The sequence below is a fragment of the Bradyrhizobium sp. LB13.1 genome (assembly GCF_054056815.1).
This window is the reverse complement of the sequence record NZ_JBSRYQ010000001.1, coordinates 5,980,167-5,999,639: the sequence shown is the minus strand read 5'-3', so window position 1 is coordinate 5,999,639 and position 19,473 is coordinate 5,980,167. Positions and strand designations below refer to the sequence as shown.

At 60.0% G+C, this 19,473-nt stretch carries 18 protein-coding genes; 8 read left to right on the top strand and 10 right to left on the bottom strand.

Features of this window, described 5'->3' with window-relative positions; genetic code table 11:
• The first annotated feature begins 442 nt into the window (after positions 1-442).
• Positions 443-2,662 carry a hypothetical protein gene (locus tag ACVWYI_RS29115; protein ID WP_456663850.1) on the top strand — a complete coding sequence of 740 codons (2,220 nt, stop codon included), beginning with the start codon at positions 443-445 and terminating at the stop codon, positions 2,660-2,662.
• 212 nt (positions 2,663-2,874) lie between these two features.
• Positions 2,875-3,372 carry a hypothetical protein gene (locus tag ACVWYI_RS29110; protein ID WP_456663849.1) on the top strand — a complete coding sequence of 166 codons (498 nt, stop codon included), beginning with the start codon at positions 2,875-2,877 and terminating at the stop codon, positions 3,370-3,372.
• 524 nt (positions 3,373-3,896) lie between these two features.
• Here ACVWYI_RS29110 and copD read toward each other — a convergent pair.
• Genes copD through ACVWYI_RS29095 form a run of 3 tightly spaced genes read right to left on the bottom strand, consistent with a single transcriptional unit; the run spans position 3,897 to position 6,235 of the window.
• Entirely contained in the window at positions 3,897-4,829 is a 933-nt protein-coding gene (copD, locus tag ACVWYI_RS29105; protein WP_456663848.1) for a copper homeostasis membrane protein CopD, read from the bottom strand.
• A gap of 42 nt (positions 4,830-4,871) precedes the next feature.
• Positions 4,872-5,228 (bottom strand): copper resistance CopC family protein, encoded by a 357-nt coding sequence (locus ACVWYI_RS29100; RefSeq protein WP_456663847.1) that lies wholly within the window; start codon positions 5,226-5,228, stop codon positions 4,872-4,874.
• 2 nt (positions 5,229-5,230) lie between these two features.
• Complete coding sequence (locus ACVWYI_RS29095; RefSeq protein ID WP_456663846.1) at positions 5,231-6,235, bottom strand: hypothetical protein; 1,005 nt, start codon at positions 6,233-6,235, stop codon at positions 5,231-5,233.
• A gap of 452 nt (positions 6,236-6,687) precedes the next feature.
• On the opposite strand from ACVWYI_RS29095, the gene ACVWYI_RS29090 reads away from it, so the two are divergent.
• Both ACVWYI_RS29090 and ACVWYI_RS29085 read left to right on the top strand, forming a co-directional pair.
• On the top strand, positions 6,688-7,350 hold the full coding sequence (locus tag ACVWYI_RS29090; RefSeq protein WP_456663845.1) for a hypothetical protein: 663 nt from the start codon (positions 6,688-6,690) through the stop codon (positions 7,348-7,350).
• A 1,180-nt stretch (positions 7,351-8,530) separates the two neighbouring features.
• Complete coding sequence (locus ACVWYI_RS29085; RefSeq protein WP_456663844.1) at positions 8,531-8,770, top strand: hypothetical protein; 240 nt, start codon at positions 8,531-8,533, stop codon at positions 8,768-8,770.
• 1,002 nt (positions 8,771-9,772) lie between these two features.
• On the opposite strand, the gene ACVWYI_RS29080 is transcribed toward ACVWYI_RS29085, so the two are convergent.
• On the bottom strand, positions 9,773-10,006 hold the full coding sequence (locus ACVWYI_RS29080) for a PRC-barrel domain-containing protein (RefSeq protein ID WP_456663843.1): 234 nt from the start codon (positions 10,004-10,006) through the stop codon (positions 9,773-9,775).
• 1,049 nt (positions 10,007-11,055) lie between these two features.
• On the opposite strand from ACVWYI_RS29080, the gene ACVWYI_RS29075 reads away from it, so the two are divergent.
• The 3 genes from ACVWYI_RS29075 to ACVWYI_RS29065 all read left to right on the top strand — a co-directional run bounded on the left by ACVWYI_RS29075 (position 11,056) and on the right by ACVWYI_RS29065 (position 11,943).
• Entirely contained in the window at positions 11,056-11,280 is a 225-nt protein-coding gene (locus tag ACVWYI_RS29075) for a hypothetical protein (RefSeq protein ID WP_456663842.1), read from the top strand.
• Between the two features lie 41 nt (positions 11,281-11,321).
• Positions 11,322-11,576, top strand: coding sequence for a hypothetical protein (locus tag ACVWYI_RS29070; protein ID WP_456663841.1), 255 nt, complete (start codon positions 11,322-11,324; stop codon positions 11,574-11,576).
• Positions 11,577-11,688: 112 nt separating this feature from the next.
• Positions 11,689-11,943 (top strand): hypothetical protein, encoded by a 255-nt coding sequence (locus ACVWYI_RS29065; protein ID WP_456663840.1) that lies wholly within the window; start codon positions 11,689-11,691, stop codon positions 11,941-11,943.
• A 155-nt stretch (positions 11,944-12,098) separates the two neighbouring features.
• On the opposite strand, the gene ACVWYI_RS29060 is transcribed toward ACVWYI_RS29065, so the two are convergent.
• The 3 genes from ACVWYI_RS29060 to ACVWYI_RS29050 form a co-directional block, all read right to left on the bottom strand.
• On the bottom strand, positions 12,099-12,308 hold the full coding sequence (locus ACVWYI_RS29060; protein WP_456663839.1) for a hypothetical protein: 210 nt from the start codon (positions 12,306-12,308) through the stop codon (positions 12,099-12,101).
• A gap of 543 nt (positions 12,309-12,851) precedes the next feature.
• The gene (locus ACVWYI_RS29055) at positions 12,852-13,661 is read right to left on the bottom strand and encodes a hypothetical protein (RefSeq protein WP_456663838.1); all 810 of its coding nucleotides are present in this window, start codon (positions 13,659-13,661) and stop codon (positions 12,852-12,854) included.
• Positions 13,662-13,677: 16 nt separating this feature from the next.
• Positions 13,678-14,031, bottom strand: coding sequence for an AAA family ATPase (locus ACVWYI_RS29050; protein ID WP_456663837.1), 354 nt, complete (start codon positions 14,029-14,031; stop codon positions 13,678-13,680).
• A gap of 190 nt (positions 14,032-14,221) precedes the next feature.
• On the opposite strand from ACVWYI_RS29050, the gene ACVWYI_RS29045 reads away from it, so the two are divergent.
• Positions 14,222-14,437: a hypothetical protein gene (locus tag ACVWYI_RS29045; RefSeq protein WP_456663836.1), complete on the top strand. Its 216-nt coding sequence runs from the start codon at positions 14,222-14,224 to the stop codon at positions 14,435-14,437.
• Between the two features lie 94 nt (positions 14,438-14,531).
• Here the strand turns inward: ACVWYI_RS29045 and ACVWYI_RS29040 are convergent, their stop codons facing one another.
• From ACVWYI_RS29040 to ACVWYI_RS29030, 3 genes are all read right to left on the bottom strand, one after another.
• The gene (locus tag ACVWYI_RS29040; RefSeq protein ID WP_456663835.1) at positions 14,532-15,320 is read right to left on the bottom strand and encodes a hypothetical protein; all 789 of its coding nucleotides are present in this window, start codon (positions 15,318-15,320) and stop codon (positions 14,532-14,534) included.
• Between the two features lie 726 nt (positions 15,321-16,046).
• Positions 16,047-16,475, bottom strand: a complete 429-nt coding sequence (locus tag ACVWYI_RS29035; protein WP_247443755.1) for a GlcG/HbpS family heme-binding protein — start codon at positions 16,473-16,475, stop codon at positions 16,047-16,049.
• A complete protein-coding gene (locus tag ACVWYI_RS29030) occupies positions 16,468-19,446 on the bottom strand; it encodes an FAD-binding and (Fe-S)-binding domain-containing protein (protein WP_456663834.1) in 2,979 nt (992 codons plus the stop codon). Before ACVWYI_RS29030 ends, ACVWYI_RS29035 begins: the two co-directional genes overlap by 8 nt.
• Positions 19,447-19,473 lie beyond the last annotated feature (27 nt).

Below are 19,473 nucleotides of genomic sequence, written 5' to 3'. Positions count from 1 at the left end.
CACCCGCTGAAGAAGCGCTGCGCTGCGTCCGGGGCACGAGAGCGACTTCCACCAGCTTAGATTCGATTGTCAAACAGCAACCACGCCTTCGCGTTCTCGCGGCGTATTTCGCCCGAGGTTTGCTCTCCGTTTCACGCCCTTTCCGGAGAAAGGGCGCAGGGAAGGCCGGATGTCAGGCTGCCCTGTTTCTCTCCTGTGCATTGCGTGTGCAACGTTCTCGCACGGGAGTTATGCGGGTGCCAGCCGGCACCCGGCCTTCCCTGCGCAGGGGAAAATAATTACCCGCGTGGACGCGCAGAGAAGCCGGTGGAATGGCTAAGTCATTGATTTAGCTGCGAACGAGCCGATCGACAATCAAGCCGAACGCGAGCGCATCGAGGCCGCGCTGCGCCAGCTCTCCGACATCGTTGCCGGCGATCCTGCTGTCTGCGAAGTCAGTCGCGTGCTGCGCCTTCCCGGCACGCACAACACCAAGGACGGCGCATGGAACGAGGTCGAGATCACGTCGTTTGATCCCGATCGCCGCTATGAGCTGGACGATCTCGAAGAGTGGTTCAGCGAGCAATCGCCCGTAATGCTGCGCAAGGTTCGCCAGCGCGGTGCGACCGTGCAGGAAATCGAGGACGACTTCTTTGCGCAATATGCAAAGAAGTTCGATATCAAGGCCCCGATCGACGTCGAGGCGCGGCTGAACGCCATGATCTATATGGGCAGCGGCGAGAGTTCGATCCATCAGACGCAAATCCAGTGCGCGGCCTCGATGCTGAGCCGTGGCATGGCGGTCGATGAGGTCGTCGCGATCCTGCTTGCGGCGACGAAGGTCGCGGCCGGCGACTATGGCAACCGCTGGAACTGGCGCCGCGAGGAGCGCAACATCCGCCGCGACTGCGATGATTGGGTCCGTAAGCATCCGCCTGAAGAGCGCAAGAAGAAGAAGAAGGACCCCGCGTTGAAGGCCGTCGAGGGGGTCGAGGCCGGCATGACCACGCGCAATGAGATCGTCAAGCGCGAGGCCGAGTCTGACGCGCGCCAGACCGCCAGCGGCGACAACGTCGTGCCGTTGCGCCCCGTGATCACGCGCAAGGATGAGGAGCACGTGCAGCTCGGCAAGGCCGTGCTCGCCCACATGAGCGCTGCAGGCGAGCAGATCATTAACATCAATAACCACACGTGGTTCTACAAGGCTGGCGTGTGGGAGCTGCGCGTCGAGCCGAGATGGCTGAACGTGCGCATCGAGAAAGCCTGCGTCGGGCTCGGCTTCAAGAACAGCACCAAGATGCGCAACGAAACCCGCAACTGGATCGAGGCGCGGCCTGAGCTTTTCCGCGAGGATGAAATCCCGTGGGACCAGCACGGCAAAATCCCGACGCGCTCGGGGCTGGTCGATCCGCGCACGGGCGAGTTGGAGATCGCGCGCGCTGATCACTTCTGCACGTGGCGCATCGATCTTGACTATGACCCCGCCGCCACGTGTCCGTGGTGGGAAACCATGATCGCCGATATGTTCGGCGACAAGGACGATCAGGGCGAGCTTGTGCGTGTCGTTCAAGAGCTGTTCGGCTGCGCGCTGATCGACAAGAAGCCGCGCGCGCTCTCGAAGGCGTGCGTGTTTTGGGGCATCCAGAACCTCGGCAAGTCGGGGCCGCTCGACGTCATCGCCGGCCTGTTCGGCAAGTCGATCAGCGCGCCCATTGGTTCGGTCGAGGGGACGCATGGCCTGATGCCGTTCCAGCATCGGGCGCCGTGGGTCTTGCACGAAGCCTTTAACGGCCAGTGGAACTTCTCGACCAACGTCAAATCAATCATCACGCAGGACCCGGTGCAGATCAACGTGAAGAACGGTCCGATGATCAACACCGTGATCCGCGCGCCGATCTTTTGGGCGACCAACTTCCAGCCGCAGTTCAAGGAAGCGACGCGCGCGATCGTTGACCGCATGATCGTGATTGAAGTGTCGCGCCAGTTCTCCAACCGCAAGCCGATCGGCGCCGCCGCTGAAGCCTTGCGCCGGGGCTTCGCCAAGCCCGGCGAGTTGGTCGTGGCGACCGAACTGCCGGGCGTTCTGAATTGGGCGATTGCCGGGCTTCGCAGGGCGCTGGAGCGGGGCTCCATTGAGACCACCAATGCAATTGAAGAGACAGCCGACGCGATCCACAAGGACAGCAACCTCGTTGCGGGCTTCCTCGCCGACTGCGTCGAGTTTGATCCGACGGCCCGGCTCCGCTCCTCCGACTTCTGTCTGGCTCATTCGGCATGGTGGCTTGAGCTGAAGGGCGAAGCTCGGCGTCTGCCGACCAACGAAGCGGTCGCCAAAGCGCTGAAAGCCATGGGCGACGCGCGCATCGGCATGGACCGCAACGAGATGCGCGATAGCGCGAGCCGTTACTACTGCGGCATTGCGCTGAACGCGGCAGGTCTTCGCTACCACCGCGCGGCCTATGAGAGCCGGCTGTTCGAGGGAAAGACCGCGACCGCGACCGACCCGGCGCGCGAGGTCAACTCGCTCATTCCAGTGAGCTGGAATGACCGCGAGACCATCGTCAAGATGCGTGCCGGTCACGACACCGGGTCACAAATCGATCGCGGGTCACTGACCGGTGACCGCGAAAGCGGCGTAAGGACGTTTCTGGTCACGACACCGGTCATCGACGCAAGTCCCTGAGCACCTTTGTTTTTCGAGCTGCTGTGACCGTAATGACCCCCTTTTCTTTCAATTGCTGAGAAGATGAGAAACGAGGGAAGTGACAGGGAAAAGACAGGCAAGAAGGAGGGTTTTAGAGAAGTAGGAGTCGTGGGGCGGGTCGCGCCCGCGCGCCCGGCACGACTGGAGATGGCGAATTTCGAGAGCGACAACAACATCGAAAGGAACTCAACGTGAAACTCGTTTCCGCGTTCGGCGCCGCCGACATGCTGGAGCTTGATCGGCAAACTGTCCGCCGTGCCTTGCGTCATGTGGCGCCCGATGGCTACGAAAAGAAGCAGCCGCGTTGGCGGATGCCCACTGTCATCGACGCGGTCAATCGACACCTCGGTCGCAACAACTTGTCCCGGCCCGCCGATCAAAGCCGCCTGGATATTGCTTTTGCCGAATTCGACGAAGGTTGCGCAGGACTCGGCTCGATCCCTGATCTGGAGGCACGCCGGCAGGAAGCTCGCCGGCTTTTGGCCCTTTTGGTCGAGCTGGACGGCGCCATGCGTTCCGAGGCTCGCGCGGTCCGCGAAGACGATCTTCGTGCCTCCCTCCGTTGCGACCAGCACCTGAGGGTAGCGATGCGCTGCTTCGAGCGCCCATGTGAGTGGACGCAGGATGAGTGCTGGCAGATTCTCGACGCCATTGCCGGCGGCCCTGCGCGTTTGACCGGAGGCGCCTGACCATGGATGCAGATACGCGAGAGACCGGCCACGAGACTGACGATCAGGATGATGTTGTCGCTGCCTTGCAGCAGACGATCGCACGGTTGCAGGCCCGCGTCGCGGAGCTTGAGCAGCCGGCCCCGCACTGGCTTGCCCCTCAAGCGTGCTGCATCGGTCTGTGGCTTGAACTACGAGACCGTACGTGTTTGGGCGGAGCGCGGGCTGATCGATGCCCACCGCGAGGGCGGGCGTTGGATAATCAGCTTGACTAGCTTGAAGGCACGCCAAGCGCGGCTCTTTGGCCGGCATTAGGGAGAATGTTGGCTCCCAGAGAGAGAGCAGCAAAGAACACCTTCCTGTAGTTGGACCGTTCGTTGCTAGATGAGCGGGGGTGAATCCCGTCACCTCAGTTCGTCCGCTCTTGGCGGTACACCGGAAATAGCGCCCCGTTAGGGTCGCGCCGCTTTTAACCGGGAAGGGACAATGCGAGCGAATAACATTAGAACAACTGAATGCTATCGTGGAGGGGGCTGTTGGGGACGCTAGTTCGCCAAGTGAACTGCGGGGTGCAAGGTCCCGAGCACCCCGACGACCGCAAAGATCGCAAGTCCGAAGGCGATCTCGATTCCGCTGTTGCGCGTCAGTCGACGAAGGGCCTTGAGCTGCGCTTCATTACCCAGCGGCAAGGCAAGATCAGGCGTCAGCCAATACCGATTGATGGCGGCAAAGGCGAGCATGATCATGAAGAGAAATATCTTCAGCATGAGTAGCCATCCATATTCCGTTGTGAGCAGCCCCTTGATTGAACCGACCAGAATCCAGGCATTGACAATGCCGGTCGCCAATATTGTGCCGATGCTGACCATGCCGAGGCTGGAAAACCGGCGTGCTGCCTGCGATGCAAGCGAGGCCCACGCATGATCCTGGTTGCGCCGAACCTCCGCCAGCACAAGGGTGAACGGCACAAGTCCACCGAGCCAGGCCGCTGCGGCGATGAGATGTAACGCGTCTGCCATCACGTGGATGTTGCCGATATCGCCCGCGCTTGACCCGGCATGTCCGGTCCATGCGATGCCCGCTACGAGGCCGAGGCTAGAGGCGAGCGCGAGAGGTCGGCCCAGCGGAAGTCGGTCATAGCTCAAGCAAGCGGCCAGCACGATCGCCAGTGCAAGGCGAATTTCCGAAACCATCCCGAACTGCGTCTCCGTCACCACGGTGGAGAGGATATCTGTGGTCGCGGCCTCGCCGAGCGGCAGACCGCTGATGGCGGCGGCCTGCAACAGAACCCAGGCCGCGCCGGATGCCACGGTCACCGCTAGGCCGATCCATGCGGCACGAACGATCATCTGACCAATGACGAGGATGCGGGCAGCTCCCGTTGAATGCAGCGCGGGCTGCGCCACCACTGCCCTGAAAATCAGGATGCCGACGGTTATCGCGGTGGCGGCGAAGTGAATCGCGCGGACGACGATCAATGAGACGTTTACAGCGTCCCCTAGCATCAGATCATCAGGCCTTTACTGCCCGACCTGAAAGGTGAAGCTGCCGTCCGTCGTGTGCGTGTCCACGGAAAGAACACGCCAGTTTACGCGGTATGTTCCCGCGCCCCCTGAACGCAGTGCGACCGACATCTGGTTGCCGCTGACACGTGGTTTGCCGGTATCGACACGCTGGCCGGCGGCGTTGGTCACGGTCACGGAACTGAAGGCAGGCTCCAGCTTTTGGGTAAACCACAGGGTCACCTCGCGTGGTGCGGTCGCGACCTTGTTGCCGACGCGCGGTTCGGCATGGTCGAGAGAAGCGTGCGCAAGTGCGTTGCCCGTCACGAGCAGCAGCAACAGCGGAACCAGTACGGCAAAAGCTGTGCGGCGCATGATCAATTCCTCGGAAACGGGCTGGCGGGCTGAACGGCATTGCCGAAGATCGGCTTTCCAATCCCGCGCGGATCGATATCGTCGAGGTACAGGTGCAACTGCGCGATCACCCCGACATTCGTTCCGCTCTGCCGATTGATCGGAATCAGGGCTTCGACACCGACCTGAAACGAGTTTCCGACCCAAAGGATCCCCGGATTGATGGTCCCGGTCGTCAGGGTCCCGGACGTCAAGGTATTCGAGACCGGGGTTTGCATCGTTGCTTCGACGATCGGGATCAGATGATTAACAAAATCCGGCAGGCCAAGATCGACGACCGCCGATTTGAGATAGGGCATGCTGTATTGGATGGTCGCTCCCCAATTGATCACCCTCGGATGAAATTCGGTATCGGCTGTCAGGTCACCGCTATCAGGGTCTATGCTCAGCGTCGTCGTCGAACGTCTCGCCGGGATCGCATAGCCGATCTGCCCCGTGACGGCGATCGGTCGAATCCATGACAGGGTGTCGGGAAGATCACCCAACCCTTTTCCGAGGTACAGTGTGGGTGTGTAGGTGTTAAAAGGGTCGGTTCCGACACTTTGCGAGCCCGTTCCGGCCCATTCGACGCTGAGACCGACCGACATCACAAACTCATGCTCCGGATCCCGGAAGAGGCGGTACTTGAACGTCGTCTCCAGGTTCTGAAATCCGCTCGCGCCGATCCCGGTCGGCCCGCCGGGAGCCGCGAAACTGCTAAAAGTCGATCCAAACGAAATCGCAAATGCTTCAGTGATGCGCTTGGAAAATTCGGCGGAAAAATCGCGCTGCCTGAACGACGGATCATCGCCGGTCTTGAAATTGGCGACGGTCGGCAGCGAAAGTTCGTCGTTGACGCCGGGATCGTCGATCCCGAGGGTTGCAGGAAAGAAGCGGTTGCCGACGATTTCGTGGGCAGAAGCTTGACTGGAAGAAACGAGCGCGATTGCGAGCCCAGGCAGGGCCGTGCGCAAATGACGGATAGGCATGAGAGGTCACTCTGCTGTGTAGCGGATGGATGAGGCGGCCACCGGAGCGGCCTGCTCAGGTTCGACCCCCGACGCCGTTCTCTCGCAAATAGGCCCACGTGTGACTTCGATCGGCGCTGAAGGCATTGGAGGTGTCGAGTGCATTGACCCGCCACAAGGCTACCATGCACCCACGGGAACAAAAGGACAAAAATGTCACTTCAAGCAAGGAATAATCTCGACGCGCCCATCCAGAAATAGCTCGTCGTACCGGTCGCTTAACTGCTCTGCTCCCGAACGCGCCGCGTGGACAGGTCTGCTCATGGCCCATCTTGCACATTCGCAACGCTATGTCCGCCGACTGCTCCGGCCGAACAGCCGACATACGCTCTCGTTGTATTTCGTTGGATTATGTCTGATGCGAAGCAGCTCTGTCATCGCGTAACGTGATCGCGAAACGACAGGAGCAACTAATGGCGATCTTCAAATCCAATCCCGAGAAAACCATCCAGCGCGACATCGACGCCGCAACGGCTAATCGCGATCGACTCTCCGCGAACCTCGCCGAATGCGATCAAGCCATTGCCCGGCATGCCACTGCGGCCAAGGAAAGCGCACTGAGCGGCGACGATGCCGCTCTTGATGCAGCGGAGGCTTCGCTCCGCCTCGCTCAGGATCGCGCCACGACCCTCAAGACGGCGTTGACGGAGATGAACCAGCGGCTGGCCGATCTCGAACGCGCCAAGGAGGACGCCGCCGATAAGAAGTTGCGAGCGGAAACCGCAGCGGACATCGATCGTCTGATTGGCAGGCTGACGGAGGTTGGTACGGAATTCGACAATGCGGCTTCGCGACTTTCCGAGCATACCGCGCGCGCCGTACCGCTGGTGTACGATGCTCTTGGCGTCGACAAGTTCATGGCGATCTGCCGCGCGGAAGTGCCAGCCGCGCTGGAACTGGTTGCCAAGCTGCTGCGTGCGCACGCGGATGCTGTGATCGCCGGCACGGCGCCTGCGAGCTTGCCGCGCGGCGATGATCAGCACGTGCCGGCGCCGGCACCGGCTCCTCAGGAGCCGCACTTCAAGTACCACGCCGTGAAGGCTGAGCCGACCTTCAAGGGCTTTGTTCGGATCTAAAAAAGGAGGATTGGTTGAAGTTCTGTCCGCCCGGCGCCGAGCCATTCCGTACTTTACAGCGAACAGACGGATGGTTTGGCAGTGTCGAAGAAGTACCTGTGGGCGTCGCTCGGCTGATCGCTGCCGGAATGCCGTCAGCACGTCCGCGCAGCGTCGCAGAGGCTACGCGGGCGCGGATGATTGCGCGTCAGATGAGGTACGAGTTGACAAGGAAGGTCATTCTCGCGCGACGTAATCGGTTTGGGCTCGAAACGCGGTAAACCGAACGCAATGTGATCATATCGATGTCGCTCGACACGATTTTGCGCGGACATCAGGTCCGGCAATTGACGACATCTAGATCGGCAGGCTCGGCGGACGTACCCGAGCCTGATGATCTTGAACGGCCCCGGAGTGCTTCACGCGCCGGGGCCGTTTTGGTTGGGTATGGCCTGTGGCTACCGCTGATGACCCAGACCGATACCGAGCGCGAGCGCCTTCTGTCTCAGCGAACCTTCGGACCTCTTCATCAGTTTTGAAAGTTTGGCGACTGGGGTGCGAGCTTTGGAATGCGATTTGATCAGTTTAACGTCTTCATTCGTGTATTCTTTGCGTTTGGTCTTAGTCGTTTTAGCCACTGATGCTCTCCGAGCCGATTAATGGGGGTGCGTAATAGCACGCCGAACTGCTTCATCAAGAGCGGTCCGAGATTTGTTGATGCCTTACGGTGATGTCGTGATGGTGCTGTCCATCGTGTTGCGGACCAGGGCACGCTGGACAGAGCCGAGATCGACCGGATCATCTCGGATGTGGAGACTAAAATGGCGTTGGCAGCCGAGCACAGGCGGCGGGCTGACTGGCGCAAGGCTGAACTGGCGGCCAAGTCATTCTCGGCGGATGTACTCGAACCAGCGATGCCAAGACCCTCGGAGCTACGTCTCCGCGCCGGGCAGCGCATCCAATGCATCCCCTCAATCGCGAAGTTCAACAGTAATCCTATCGTTCGCCTTAGCGCACAGTTCCAGAATTAACTTGCAACACGAACATCAAGCTTAATTTCAAACCGTGATTGCGGCCGCGCTCCAGAGGATTAGGTTTGCGCACACCGGACATTGCCCTTGTCCGGCCCACCCCAGCGAAGTCGCCGCACCATCATACTCGGTGCCGCGACTTCGTCACTGGATAGTCGCGCGAGCTTCATTTGAGAGAGCAGCCGGACCACAAAACGCTTGATCTCATCGAGATGCGTCGCCAACTTACGGCGCTCCGTTCGAAACACTCGGGCAACCTTCCAATTACATCGCTGTTGAACCGCTTCCTCGTGAAAGTCGCATTTCTGGCGGAGCCAACAGACCTCGCGCACGAGCAGTATCTTCGATCGGAATTCGAACGAACGCTGACGAAGGTCAAAGAGATTGCCGCGCGGGCGAAATCTGACTGAGCGGCACCTCAACGTGCTGCTTTGCTCCCGATTGGCCGGTAAGTTGCTACGGACCTTGCGAGCCTCCCGTAGTATTCCCAATGTCGCATGCGAACCCGCTTTAGCACTGCCCCAACGAACTTTAGTCACACTAAATCTGGTCGGTCCCAGTAACGGCCTTTCAACAGATGAGCCCGGGCCGTTTATCTCCGCCCGGGCTCAATACCGATGCGGGACACGAGCCGAGCGTTTGGGCTGTAGATCGTTGGCGCTGCACAAAAGGTCCCCGACGGCTACTTCTTCAACAGTATCCCTATCGTTCGCGCCATTCGCCTCACTGATCCCGCGTGACGGCCCAGCTCGGCTGCTATCTTCGATACGCCTGCGCCTGCCCGGGCCAGCTTGAACAATTGCTGGAATTCGCGCTCGGCCCATTGCTTTGGCTTCGGTGTTTTCATGGTGCGGCGCCCACAACCTGCCGACCAATTAAACCAGTGCGCCTGATTGCCAACACTTGGGAAATTTACGGGTTGTGCCTTTCTGCAATCACGAAGGTAACGTCCGACGCCGACGAACCACCACGAGGTCCAACCGGTGGCGGTGGCTGTAGCTGCTCGCGAGATGGCCGTGCGCGCGTCCTGATCTGTTGCGCGGGTGGGGATCGGATCGGCGTAGGGATAGTTGGCGCGTGGGTGTGGGTAGGTCCGCTATCAAGGGTATGCGAGCGCCGGACCGCCGCTTTTGACCCGAAGCGGGCCTGGCCTTAGGCCGCCTCGGATGTCCGCCCCGCTCGCATCTCGCGCCGTCTGAGTTTGGAACTGAAACATTCTCTAGCCTGAATGATTTACTCCCGGGGCTTCGCAAGATGCGAGGCATTCATGAACCCTCTTTCGGCGAGCGACGTGTTCCTTACGGTCGCGGTTATGAGCACGACGTTCCTGATTGAGATCGGGTTTTTCATCCTGATCGGAATGTTCTGAAATAGCGCGCTATTTTGGGGTGGTGCGCAGCGGGTGCGAAGGTCTAGTTCTCCTCGAACTTGATGGTTGAGATCGGCCATCTTCCGTCATGACCTTTGATCGAAATCCGAAGCCCGTGCAATTCATCCAGCCAAACGTTCTCGACCGTGCCTGCCTTTCCGTCGGTAAGGACGACGGCTTTGCCGATCAATTCGGATTGCGCCTTACCGTACTCGCTCAAAATCTTTGACCCGTACTCGCTCAAAATCTTTGACGCACGACGTTTCTCCGATGGCATCTTGCTCGTCCAAATTCGGCCGGCCCATCTGCCTGCGGCTCAACGGCGACGTTTATTCCAATGCTCCGCATCGGGAACGATTGACGGTGTGCGCTCCAATTCGCGAAGCCGGTCGATTTGCGTTTTGAGGCGCGCCGGCAGTTTCAGCTCTGGCTTCAGCAACGCGCGTAGCCTCTCGCCGATCTCTCGAACGATGGCCCGACTGTGTATGTGGTCAATGTCAATTCGGTTGCGCATAACGGAGCCTTCGGTTGGCAAGAACGCCGTCCGGCTGGCCGATATCGGCCCAACACTGCTCCCCGCGACCCAATCGAGGCACGGCTGACGTTTTTGAATAAAACTGGAGACCGCCGCTTTTGGCTATCTGCGCGAGCGCTTGTATTAAGAACAGCGGGTCGCTGGCAACGACCTTTGGCTATCCGCGACATGCGCCGTGTTAGTACCGGCGAGCGACGGTCTCATGTTTTTTCAAAGCCTGGCAGGTGTTTTCGTTCCGTTGGACCTCTCATCGCGACGCGATGTTCCATCCGGACGAGGAACCCGAAGTGAGTGCGGCGTTCGACGCATCCACTTGCAGCCATGCATTTCGGCCCAACTGACACACAAACAGCACTCGGGAACTATTTCTGAGAGTGCCCGGTTAATTCAGGGTGATAAAGGGGACCATCGCTATGAGGACCAAATATCTCGCTGCGATTGCGATAGCTGTTCTTGCCGCTTGTACTGGGCTGACCGTCAATTCTTTCCGTTCGCTGTCGCCAGAAAGGCAATCCACGTCGGGCGCGACGCAAGTGGCGGACCGATTAGCTCTGTCTGTGGATCCGTTTCTGATGCGGTCTGGCGGCTAATAGGTGGCGTAACTCGAAATAACGGCCGTTGCAGCGCCTTCGCCTCGTCCCACGGCACGCGCATCCAAACGTCGCGCCGGTTAAGGGATTGGTTACTGGTTACTGCGGTCGGTACACCGACACGGCAATGATCATGCTGCGGCAAATCAGGTACGCGTTTGGTTTTTGAGATGTCCCTCGGGGATAACTTTGAGGCGCGTGATGGAAGGCATTTCATGGGCTGATCTCGACGCGGATGAGCAGCGCGCCATTGCGATATTGGGAGCCGGACTTTCTATCGAGCTGTGTGAGCCCGTTGCACTCCTGACCTTAAGCCGGCTCGGGCTGATCGTAGGCTCGCATTTGACGGCTGCTGCGCACAAATTGCGCAGGGGCGTTGTTTTAGACGAACTCAGGACGCGTGATTGCAGCCTGAAGGTACAATGAGGCTCGGGGTACGGAAGATGTCAGGGGCTATTGGGCTGATCGTGGAGGGTTACGTTTCACTCAAGGACCAGAGGTCTCTCGATGAGCTGCGGATGCAGCGCCGGAAACTGATTGCAGACCTCAACGCGTGCACCGGGATCGACTGCACGACTACCATCCAGCAGATCGCGGAAGACATCGTGGTCATCGAGACTGGGCTGGGCGGTTGGAAGGCGCAACGACCAGATAACCGCGACCCGCTGCTTGTGTTCAGACTGCCCCCACCGATCTTCTTTCTCCGCATCCATCGATCTTGAGCACATGATCCGGGCTATTTGCGTTGCGGCGAAGGGTTGATGAACAACCATTCATGGAACAGCGCAGTTTCCAAGTGGTTGGTCGGGAGGGGTTATCTGAGGAGGAATGAAAATGAAATCGGTGATTGTTGCACTTTCCGTCATCGCCCTCGTAGGGACAGCGCCGGCCGTATTTGCGCAAGGTGTGTCGAGCAAAACGCCGGGTCACGAGATGCAAATCAAAGGGTCTAAGAAAGGCCACCCAGGAGCATCCGGATACTCTCCGGGACACAAAATGCACGCCATGGGTTCTAAGAAGGGACATCCCGGTGCATCCGGTTATGCGCCGGGCCAAACCACTGGCGCGAGCACGAAGAGTGGCTACTGACGATCATCTCGCAATCGCGATAGCAAGAGCCGCCGCGCGGCCTCAACCCGGCGGCTTTTTACGGTCCTGAGTGATCAGACTGTGGTGACGGCTGTTACGGCGGACTGGTGGCGGTCGTGCTGTAGACTTTGGACATCGAGACGCCGGCCGCCGGCCTACTCGACCTCGACCATTCGCTCCTTGGTGGCCCGCAGGTTGCGGACGTAATAGCCCTGCGCCTGAACGGCCGTCTTGATTTCATCGCTGACCTTGAGAACTCTTTTCCTGCTCTTGCGCCACTTATGCGCAGAGTAAAGCACGGGTACGGCAGAGCCTGTACTTAGAACGAGAAAGTCGCGCTTGTCATTGCGATAGACATCAAACACTTTTCGCCCCCGCTGATTATATTGAACTAAGAATGAAATATGTTTGGTCGTCCCAATCGATGAGCTTAGTACCTTGGACGGCCGTGCGGGTTGTAAATCTGCAACGCCAGCCGCGAATCACTGCCAGATCGAAGCGCTGGGCCTGATCCGTGGCAACGGTCCACTGTGCTATCCCATCATGAGCGCGCTGGATCAGACCTATTCTAGGGCGATCCCGGTGCCAAGCGTGAGCGCTGAACTTGCGCTACGCATGCGGCCTGCGGTGTCAGCCGCTGGCATCCGAATCCCGTGGCCGTATGCGAAATCGCCGAAGCCGAGCAGCGGCAGGGCGCGAAGTGAGACGTGCTAGAAATTAGCGGGTTTACGCCATGCCCCTTGCGTTGACCTATCGGAGCGCTCCGATGGGGACTCCAATAAGGGATATTCACCGCTCTCTCAGAGTCTCTGACAGAGCCATCTCCTGCATCGTCTCGCGTGCCACCACGATCTAATCTTGATCATCCTCCGAGACCGTCGTGGTGGACACTGTCGCGCGATCGATAACTACGGATTGAGCCGGGAGCGAAGTGCGTGCAGCAGGCTCTTCGAGGAGGAAGAAAATCCAGCACTTATCTTAGTCGTCTGGTCGCTGGCCAACCGCTCTTGGAAGAAACGCCGGATTTGGCTCTTGTTCGGCGGGCTAGTTAAAGACAGCTCCGATTGAATGAATTTGAGCGCTTCCTCATCAAGAAGGTCTTCAATGACCTTTGTGTCTCCAGCCAGCTCGCTGATGGTTGTTAGACGCTCTGCCGGGATACCATATTGCTGCGAATATCGCTTCTTCTCCTCCAAGCCCTGCTTGTCGCCATCTAAAACAAATAGGAAGTCCAGATTCCAGCCGACGTGCAGAGATGCCAGCGCGTCGAATGTTCCAGCTCCTAGAGCGGGGATGAGCGGCAAATCCGGCATATTTTGGAGTTTTGTGGCGTATCGCAGGATGTAATAGTCAGATTTTCCTTCCAAAATGATCGATGACCGCTTCATGTCAAAGCGGGAGGGAGCAACTTCAAGTCGATCGAGTATTGGCTGAAAATAGCTCGTTTGGTTTGGATGTTCATTTACGAAGGATCGATACGATGCAACTTTCACGTCGAGCGATTCATCGTCGAGCGAAATCTCATCCAGAATAGATTTGCCGGGAGCATCGGCCCGATTGGTGACGATGAATGTTTGCTCCAGCCACTTCGGTTCAATCATGTAGTGACTATGAGTTGAATAAACTAGCATGTGGTCATCGCGGGCGATGCCCGGAAAGCAGTCGATCAGTTTCTGCTGGGCCGCCGCATGAAGGTTAGAGGCTGGCTCGTCGAACAAGAATAGAAGTTTTCGGTCAACACCTGCTCGCGAGACTCGAAACTGGGTGAATAACCGCTGCGGCGATCTGCTCCTTGTCGCTCTCGTTAAGCGAGACCGTGGCAGTGACTGAAACATCTCCGGAAAATGTCGAAATCAGATGTCTCGGCACTCGATCTTTGTATGGAATGCCAATTCCATTAGGGCCGCCGAGTAGTTCGCCGGTAGCGGATTCGGGTGAGAAACTGTGAATGGCTTCGAGGACAGTTGTTTTTCCACTTTCGTTCAGGCCGACGAGAGCAAAGACCGCTGCACCGCCAACACCGTCGAGGTTAATTGTAGCGTCCTTGATCCCCTTGAAGTTTTGTATTCTGAACGATTTGTACCGCACCGCATCCCCTCGCCAGTCAATTAAGTGCCGTGGCGGCAATTTTCGCGAATCGCTATTGTGACACGATGGCACAATGCAGGGTAGCAAGACTAGGATTGGGGCTGTTGTCCCGATTATTCACAGGCCTGCTGGTGGGGCTCAATCCACAAACATCCAAACCGGGCTAGCATCAGGTATTTAGCCTGTCCCCATGCGTCCGTGCGAAAACTTCGGCCGCATCTCCGCGCCGCGCTGGGCCGCAGCGTTTGCAGATGAAGCGCGGCTCGATGTCGGAGAGCCGGACATCGTCGGGCCAGCCGTCCGCGTTGGCTTCGATGTGATGGCCGCAGCGGTAGTCGCGGCAATAGATCAGGACATCGCGGGCACCGGACTCGCGCATCTCGCCGAGGTGATCTTGGTGGGGTAAAAGGCTAATGGCTACGGACCTGGCGGCAGCTCAAACCCCGATGGCTTTTTGAACATGAGCTGATGATTTATTTCCAGCCTCATTGCGTCCCCCGTCAATCTTCCATGAACTGCCGTATCAAGGACCGGAATTCCTGCTCCGATTTGCAGGTCGTTTTCTGGACATCGCAGTTGAGCGGGCTGAAGCTGCCGTAGATCTTGTTGTCGTTCACATCGATTAGTGTGAGTAGTTTCATTCCGTAGGACTTGCCTGCGTCCTTCGCGGTCATAGTATTTTCTTCGAGTATGAAGCAGCGATTTAGCCGAACGTTGTAGTGGTTCTCGAAGGATTCGAGACCCTTCCGCTCACCGACCGGGAAATCCTTTTCGTAGATCTGCTCGGCCCGTTTGCCACATCGTTCCTGCAACTCGTAAATCTCTTTGCGAGTTTGCGCCGACGCTGCGCCGATCATCAGCGAGAGCGTGAGCAGTGCGATTACCGTCGTGGTCATCGTGGCGAACACGCCTTTAGCGACTCGCATCGAGTACACATGCCTGCATTTTGGGATGGCGCAAAAACCATGCCCGAAGGAATCGATTGACTGACGTGAATTGATCACGTGCATATCCTTCTGCACCGTCAACAGCCCAACAGGCGTACCGTCAGCATTCAATTCAACGAATACGTGAGCGCCCATGCGGTCGGCGAAAGCAAAAGCTCTGTTTCCGATGCCGGGCGAGATGCCGATCCGAGCGTATTGACCGTCATTCTGATTGGTGTCGGGCGAAGAAGTGATGAAAATGTTCTCGCTGAAGCCTTCGATTTTGCACCTCAGCACATCGGCCGAGGCGTCGGTCGCCAAAACGGCGAGCGCGGCCAGTGCGAGCAGGATCATCTTGGACATAGGATTCGTCATCCGTTGATCGTAGCGCGACCGTTGCGCCCGCCGCCAGCCTTCACCGCGATCCACAGGGCTTGATGGGCATTCATATAATTTTCTCGCAGCCAGGCTGTCGCCGGATCGCGACACAAATGTAGACACAACGCCACCAACGCATTGATATGTCTAGGCTTTCTTGGCACACGCTCTCCCTGCGCAGTGGTTTGACGGCTTATGCGCGCTCTCCCCGGAGACGAATTCCTGCTTGCCTCCGTCGCCTCGCGAAAATCACGGACATCTCCCCGGTTGAGGCGATGCCGCATTCGCAAAGGCTTGACCGTAGCAACGACGGCCAGGACCACGCGGTTTTGCCGTACGCATTCGGCGCCGTCCGTCGTGCGCGGTCCGCGATGTGCTCACGGGGTTCATCCCGCCCTGCACATTACGTTCCGCATCGGCGCCGCTCGCGTCCACCGCAGCCCGATCCGCGGTTCGTGACGACGTACGACCGCCCCTTTCGCCGGATCAGGATGGGGTGGAGAATGCGATAAAACAGAAATTCTGTAAAGGCGAATATTTTGATGGGTGGTGGTTGACCGAGGGCTAGCGTGTTTTGCTCGTCGAGTGGCGCAAAGTGTTGTGGCCGCGTAGGGCGCAACCCACCTTTTTAGTCTCCGCGGTGACAGAAGTGGTGGGTTACGTCAGCGACCGCGCTTCGCGCAGCCGCCGTCCAACCCACCTCTACAGGATTCACCCCGCGTTGGCTTTCAACCCCGCGGCCTGGATGCCCGCCACGGCACACGCCTCGTCGTTGTCCGACGTGTCGCCGGAGACGCCGACGGCGCCGAGCAGCGTCGCGCCGTCCATGATCAGCACGCCGCCGGGGACCGGGACCAGCGCGCCCTTGGCGATGGTGTTCACGGCGTCGATGAAATAGGCCTGCTCCTGCGCGCGCTGGAACAAAGCGCGCGAGCCCATGCCCAATGCGAGCGCGCCATAGGCCTTGCCGTGCGCGATCTCCGCGCGCATCAGGCTGGTGCCGTCCTGCGCCGCGGCGATCTTGAGCACGCCGCGGGCGTCGAGGATGGTGACGACGAGTGGCTTCAGCTTCAGCTCGGTGGATTTCGCGAAGGCGGCGTCGAGGATCTTGCGGGCGGTGTCGAGGGTGAGGTCAGCCATGGCTGGTTTCCTTTGCAAGGGGAGTGGTTGTGGATTGGGTTTTGGCACGATCAAGGCTCATCGCCAGCACACGCGCGACGTGAAGCGCCTCGCGCTGGGCGCCGTCGTGGATCTGGTGCCGGCAGGAGGTGCCGTCGGCAACGACCAGCGTATTCTGGTCCGCGCGGCGCACGGCAGGCAGCAGCGACAGCTCGGCCATCTCGATCGAGGCGTCGTAGGTGTCCGCGCCATAACCGAACGCACCGGCCATGCCGCAGCAGCTCGACTCGATGGTCTCGACCGCAAGGCCGGGGACGAGGCGCAGTACCTGCTCGACCGGCTTGAAGGCGCCAAAGGATTTTTGATGGCAATGGCCGTGCACCATGGCCTTGTCGGCGACGGTGCCGAGCGGCAGTTGCAGCCGGCCGGCCTCGGCTTCGCGCACCAGAAATTCCTCGAAGGTCAGCGCGTGGGCGCCGACGGCCTTGGCATCGTTGTCCTTGCGCAGCGAAGCCAGCTCGTCGCGCAGGGTCAGCAGGCAGCTTGGCTCGAGACCGACGATCGGCACGCCGCGCGCGGCGAAGGGCGCGAAGGCGGCGACGAGACGATCGAGCTCGACTTTGGCCTGGTCGACGAGACCGGCGGACAGGAAGGTGCGGCCGCAGCATAGCGGCCGGCTGCCGCTCGCGGGCTTCGGCAGGTGCACGCGATAGCCGCCCGCCGCGAGCACGCGCAGCGCGGCCTCGAGGTTTTCGCGCTCATAGATGCGATTGAAGGTGTCGGCGAACAGCACGACTTCGCGGCCGGTTTCTGGCCCCACGCTGTCCGCAGGCGGCACGAACACATCGCTGCGGAAGGCGGGCAGGGCGCGTCGCGCGCTGATGCCGGCGAAGCGCTCGAACAGTCTTCGCAGCAGCGGGCTGTGATTGCGCAGGTTGACGAGCGGCGCGAAGCGCGAGGCGAGGCCGGCATAGCGCGGCAGGTAGCCGACCAGGCGATCGCGCAAGGTCAGGCCGTGTGACGCCGCACGCGCGGCGAGCACCTCGATCTTCATCTTGGCCATGTCGACACCGGTCGGGCATTCGTGGCGGCAGGCCTTGCAGGAGACGCAGAGCTTTAGCGTCTCCATCATCTCGTCCGACGACAAGGCGCCCTCGCCGAGCTGGCCGGAGATGGCGAGCCGCAAAGTGTTCGCACGCCCTCGCGTGACGTCCTTCTCGTTGCGCGTCGCGCGGTAGGACGGGCACATCACGCCGCCCTCAAGCTTGCGGCAGGCGCCGTTGTTGTTGCACATCTCGACCGCGCCCTGAAAACCGCCGCCGGCCCCGGGATAAGCGGACCAGTCGAGTTTTGTCTTGAGCTCGGCGACGCGATACTCAGGCTTGAAGCGGAAGAGCGAACGATCGTCCATCTTCGGTGCGTCGACGATCTTGCCGGGGTTGAGCACGCCATCGGGATCGAAGCGCTGCTTCACCTCGCGGAAGTCGGCGACCAGGCGCTCGCCGAACATTGTTTCGTGGAATTCGGAGCGCACCAGGCCGTCGCCATGTTCGCCGGAATGCGAGCCCTTGTATTCGCGCACCAGCTCGAAGGCCTCTTCGGCGATGGCGCGCATCGCCTTGACGTCCTTATCGAGCTTCAAATTCAACACCGGCCGCACATGCAGGCAGCCCTCGGAGGCGTGGGCGTACATCGTGCCGCTGGTGCCGTGCCTGGCGAACACCTCGTTCAGCCGCGCGGTGTAGTCGGCGAGATGCGGCAGCGGCACGGCGCAGTCCTCGACAAAGGAGACCGGCTTGCCCTCCTGCTTCATCGACATCATGACGTTGAGGCCGGCGGCGCGGAAATCGGCGATGCCACTCTGCAGCGCAGGCTCGATGATTTCGACCACGCCGCCCCATTTGCGCTTGTCGTTATTCCAGCCGAAGCCGAGATCGCCCATCAGCTCGCCGAGCTGCTTCAGGCGTACGAGATTATCCGCCTGATCCTCTTCAGCGAATTCGACCACCAGCACCGCATCCGGATCGCCCTTGATGGCAGCAGAGATGATCGGCTGGAACATCGCGATGTCGCGGCCGAGCGCGAGCATGGTACGATCGACCAGCTCGACCGCGATCGGCTTCAGCTTGACCAGATGCTGGGCGGCGTCCATCGCCTCGTAAAAATTGCCGAAATGGCAGATGCCGAGCGCCTTGTTGCGGATCACCGGCCACAGCTTCAGCTCGACCTTGGTGGTAAAGGCGAGAGTGCCCTCGGAGCCCACGAGAAGATGCGCCATGTTGTTGCGCGCATTGCGCGGCACCAGCGCATCGAGATTGTAGCCGCCGACTCGGCGCTGCACCTTCGGGAAGCGCGCGGCGATCTCCTCGGCCTCGCGGGCGCCGAGATCGAGCATGTCGCGGAACAGGGCGCTGGCGCTGTCGTTCGCGTCGAGATCAGAGAGATCGCGCGCCACCTCGCCGTAACGGCTCAGCGTGCCATCGGCGCGCGCGGCCTCCATCGACAGCGTGTTGTCGCGCATGGTGCCGTAGCGCAAGCTACGGCCGCCGCAGGAATTGTTGCCGGCCATGCCGCCGATGGTGGCGCGCGAGGCCGTGGAGACGTCGACGGGAAACCAGAGGCCGTGCTTCCTAAGCTGGCGGTTGAGGTCGTCGAGCACGATGCCCGGCTCGACCACGCAGGTGCGGGCCTCGACGTCGAGCGACAGGATCCGGGTCAGATGCTTCGAGAGATCGACCACAAGGCCGTCATTGACGGTCTGGCCGCATTGCGAGGTGCCGCCGCCGCGCGGGGTGACCTTGCGTCCGTCGTCCCGGGCGATTGCCAGCGCCCGCAAGGCCTCGTCCATGGTCTTGGGCACAACCACGCCCGCGGGCACGATCTGGTAGAACGAGGCGTCGGTGGCGTAGCGGCCGCGGCTGAAACCGTCGAACAGGACGTCGCCGGTCATTTCCGCGCGCAGGCGCCGTTCGAGCGAGGAGGCGTTTGTCATCCCTGGTCCCGGACTGATCCAGCGAGG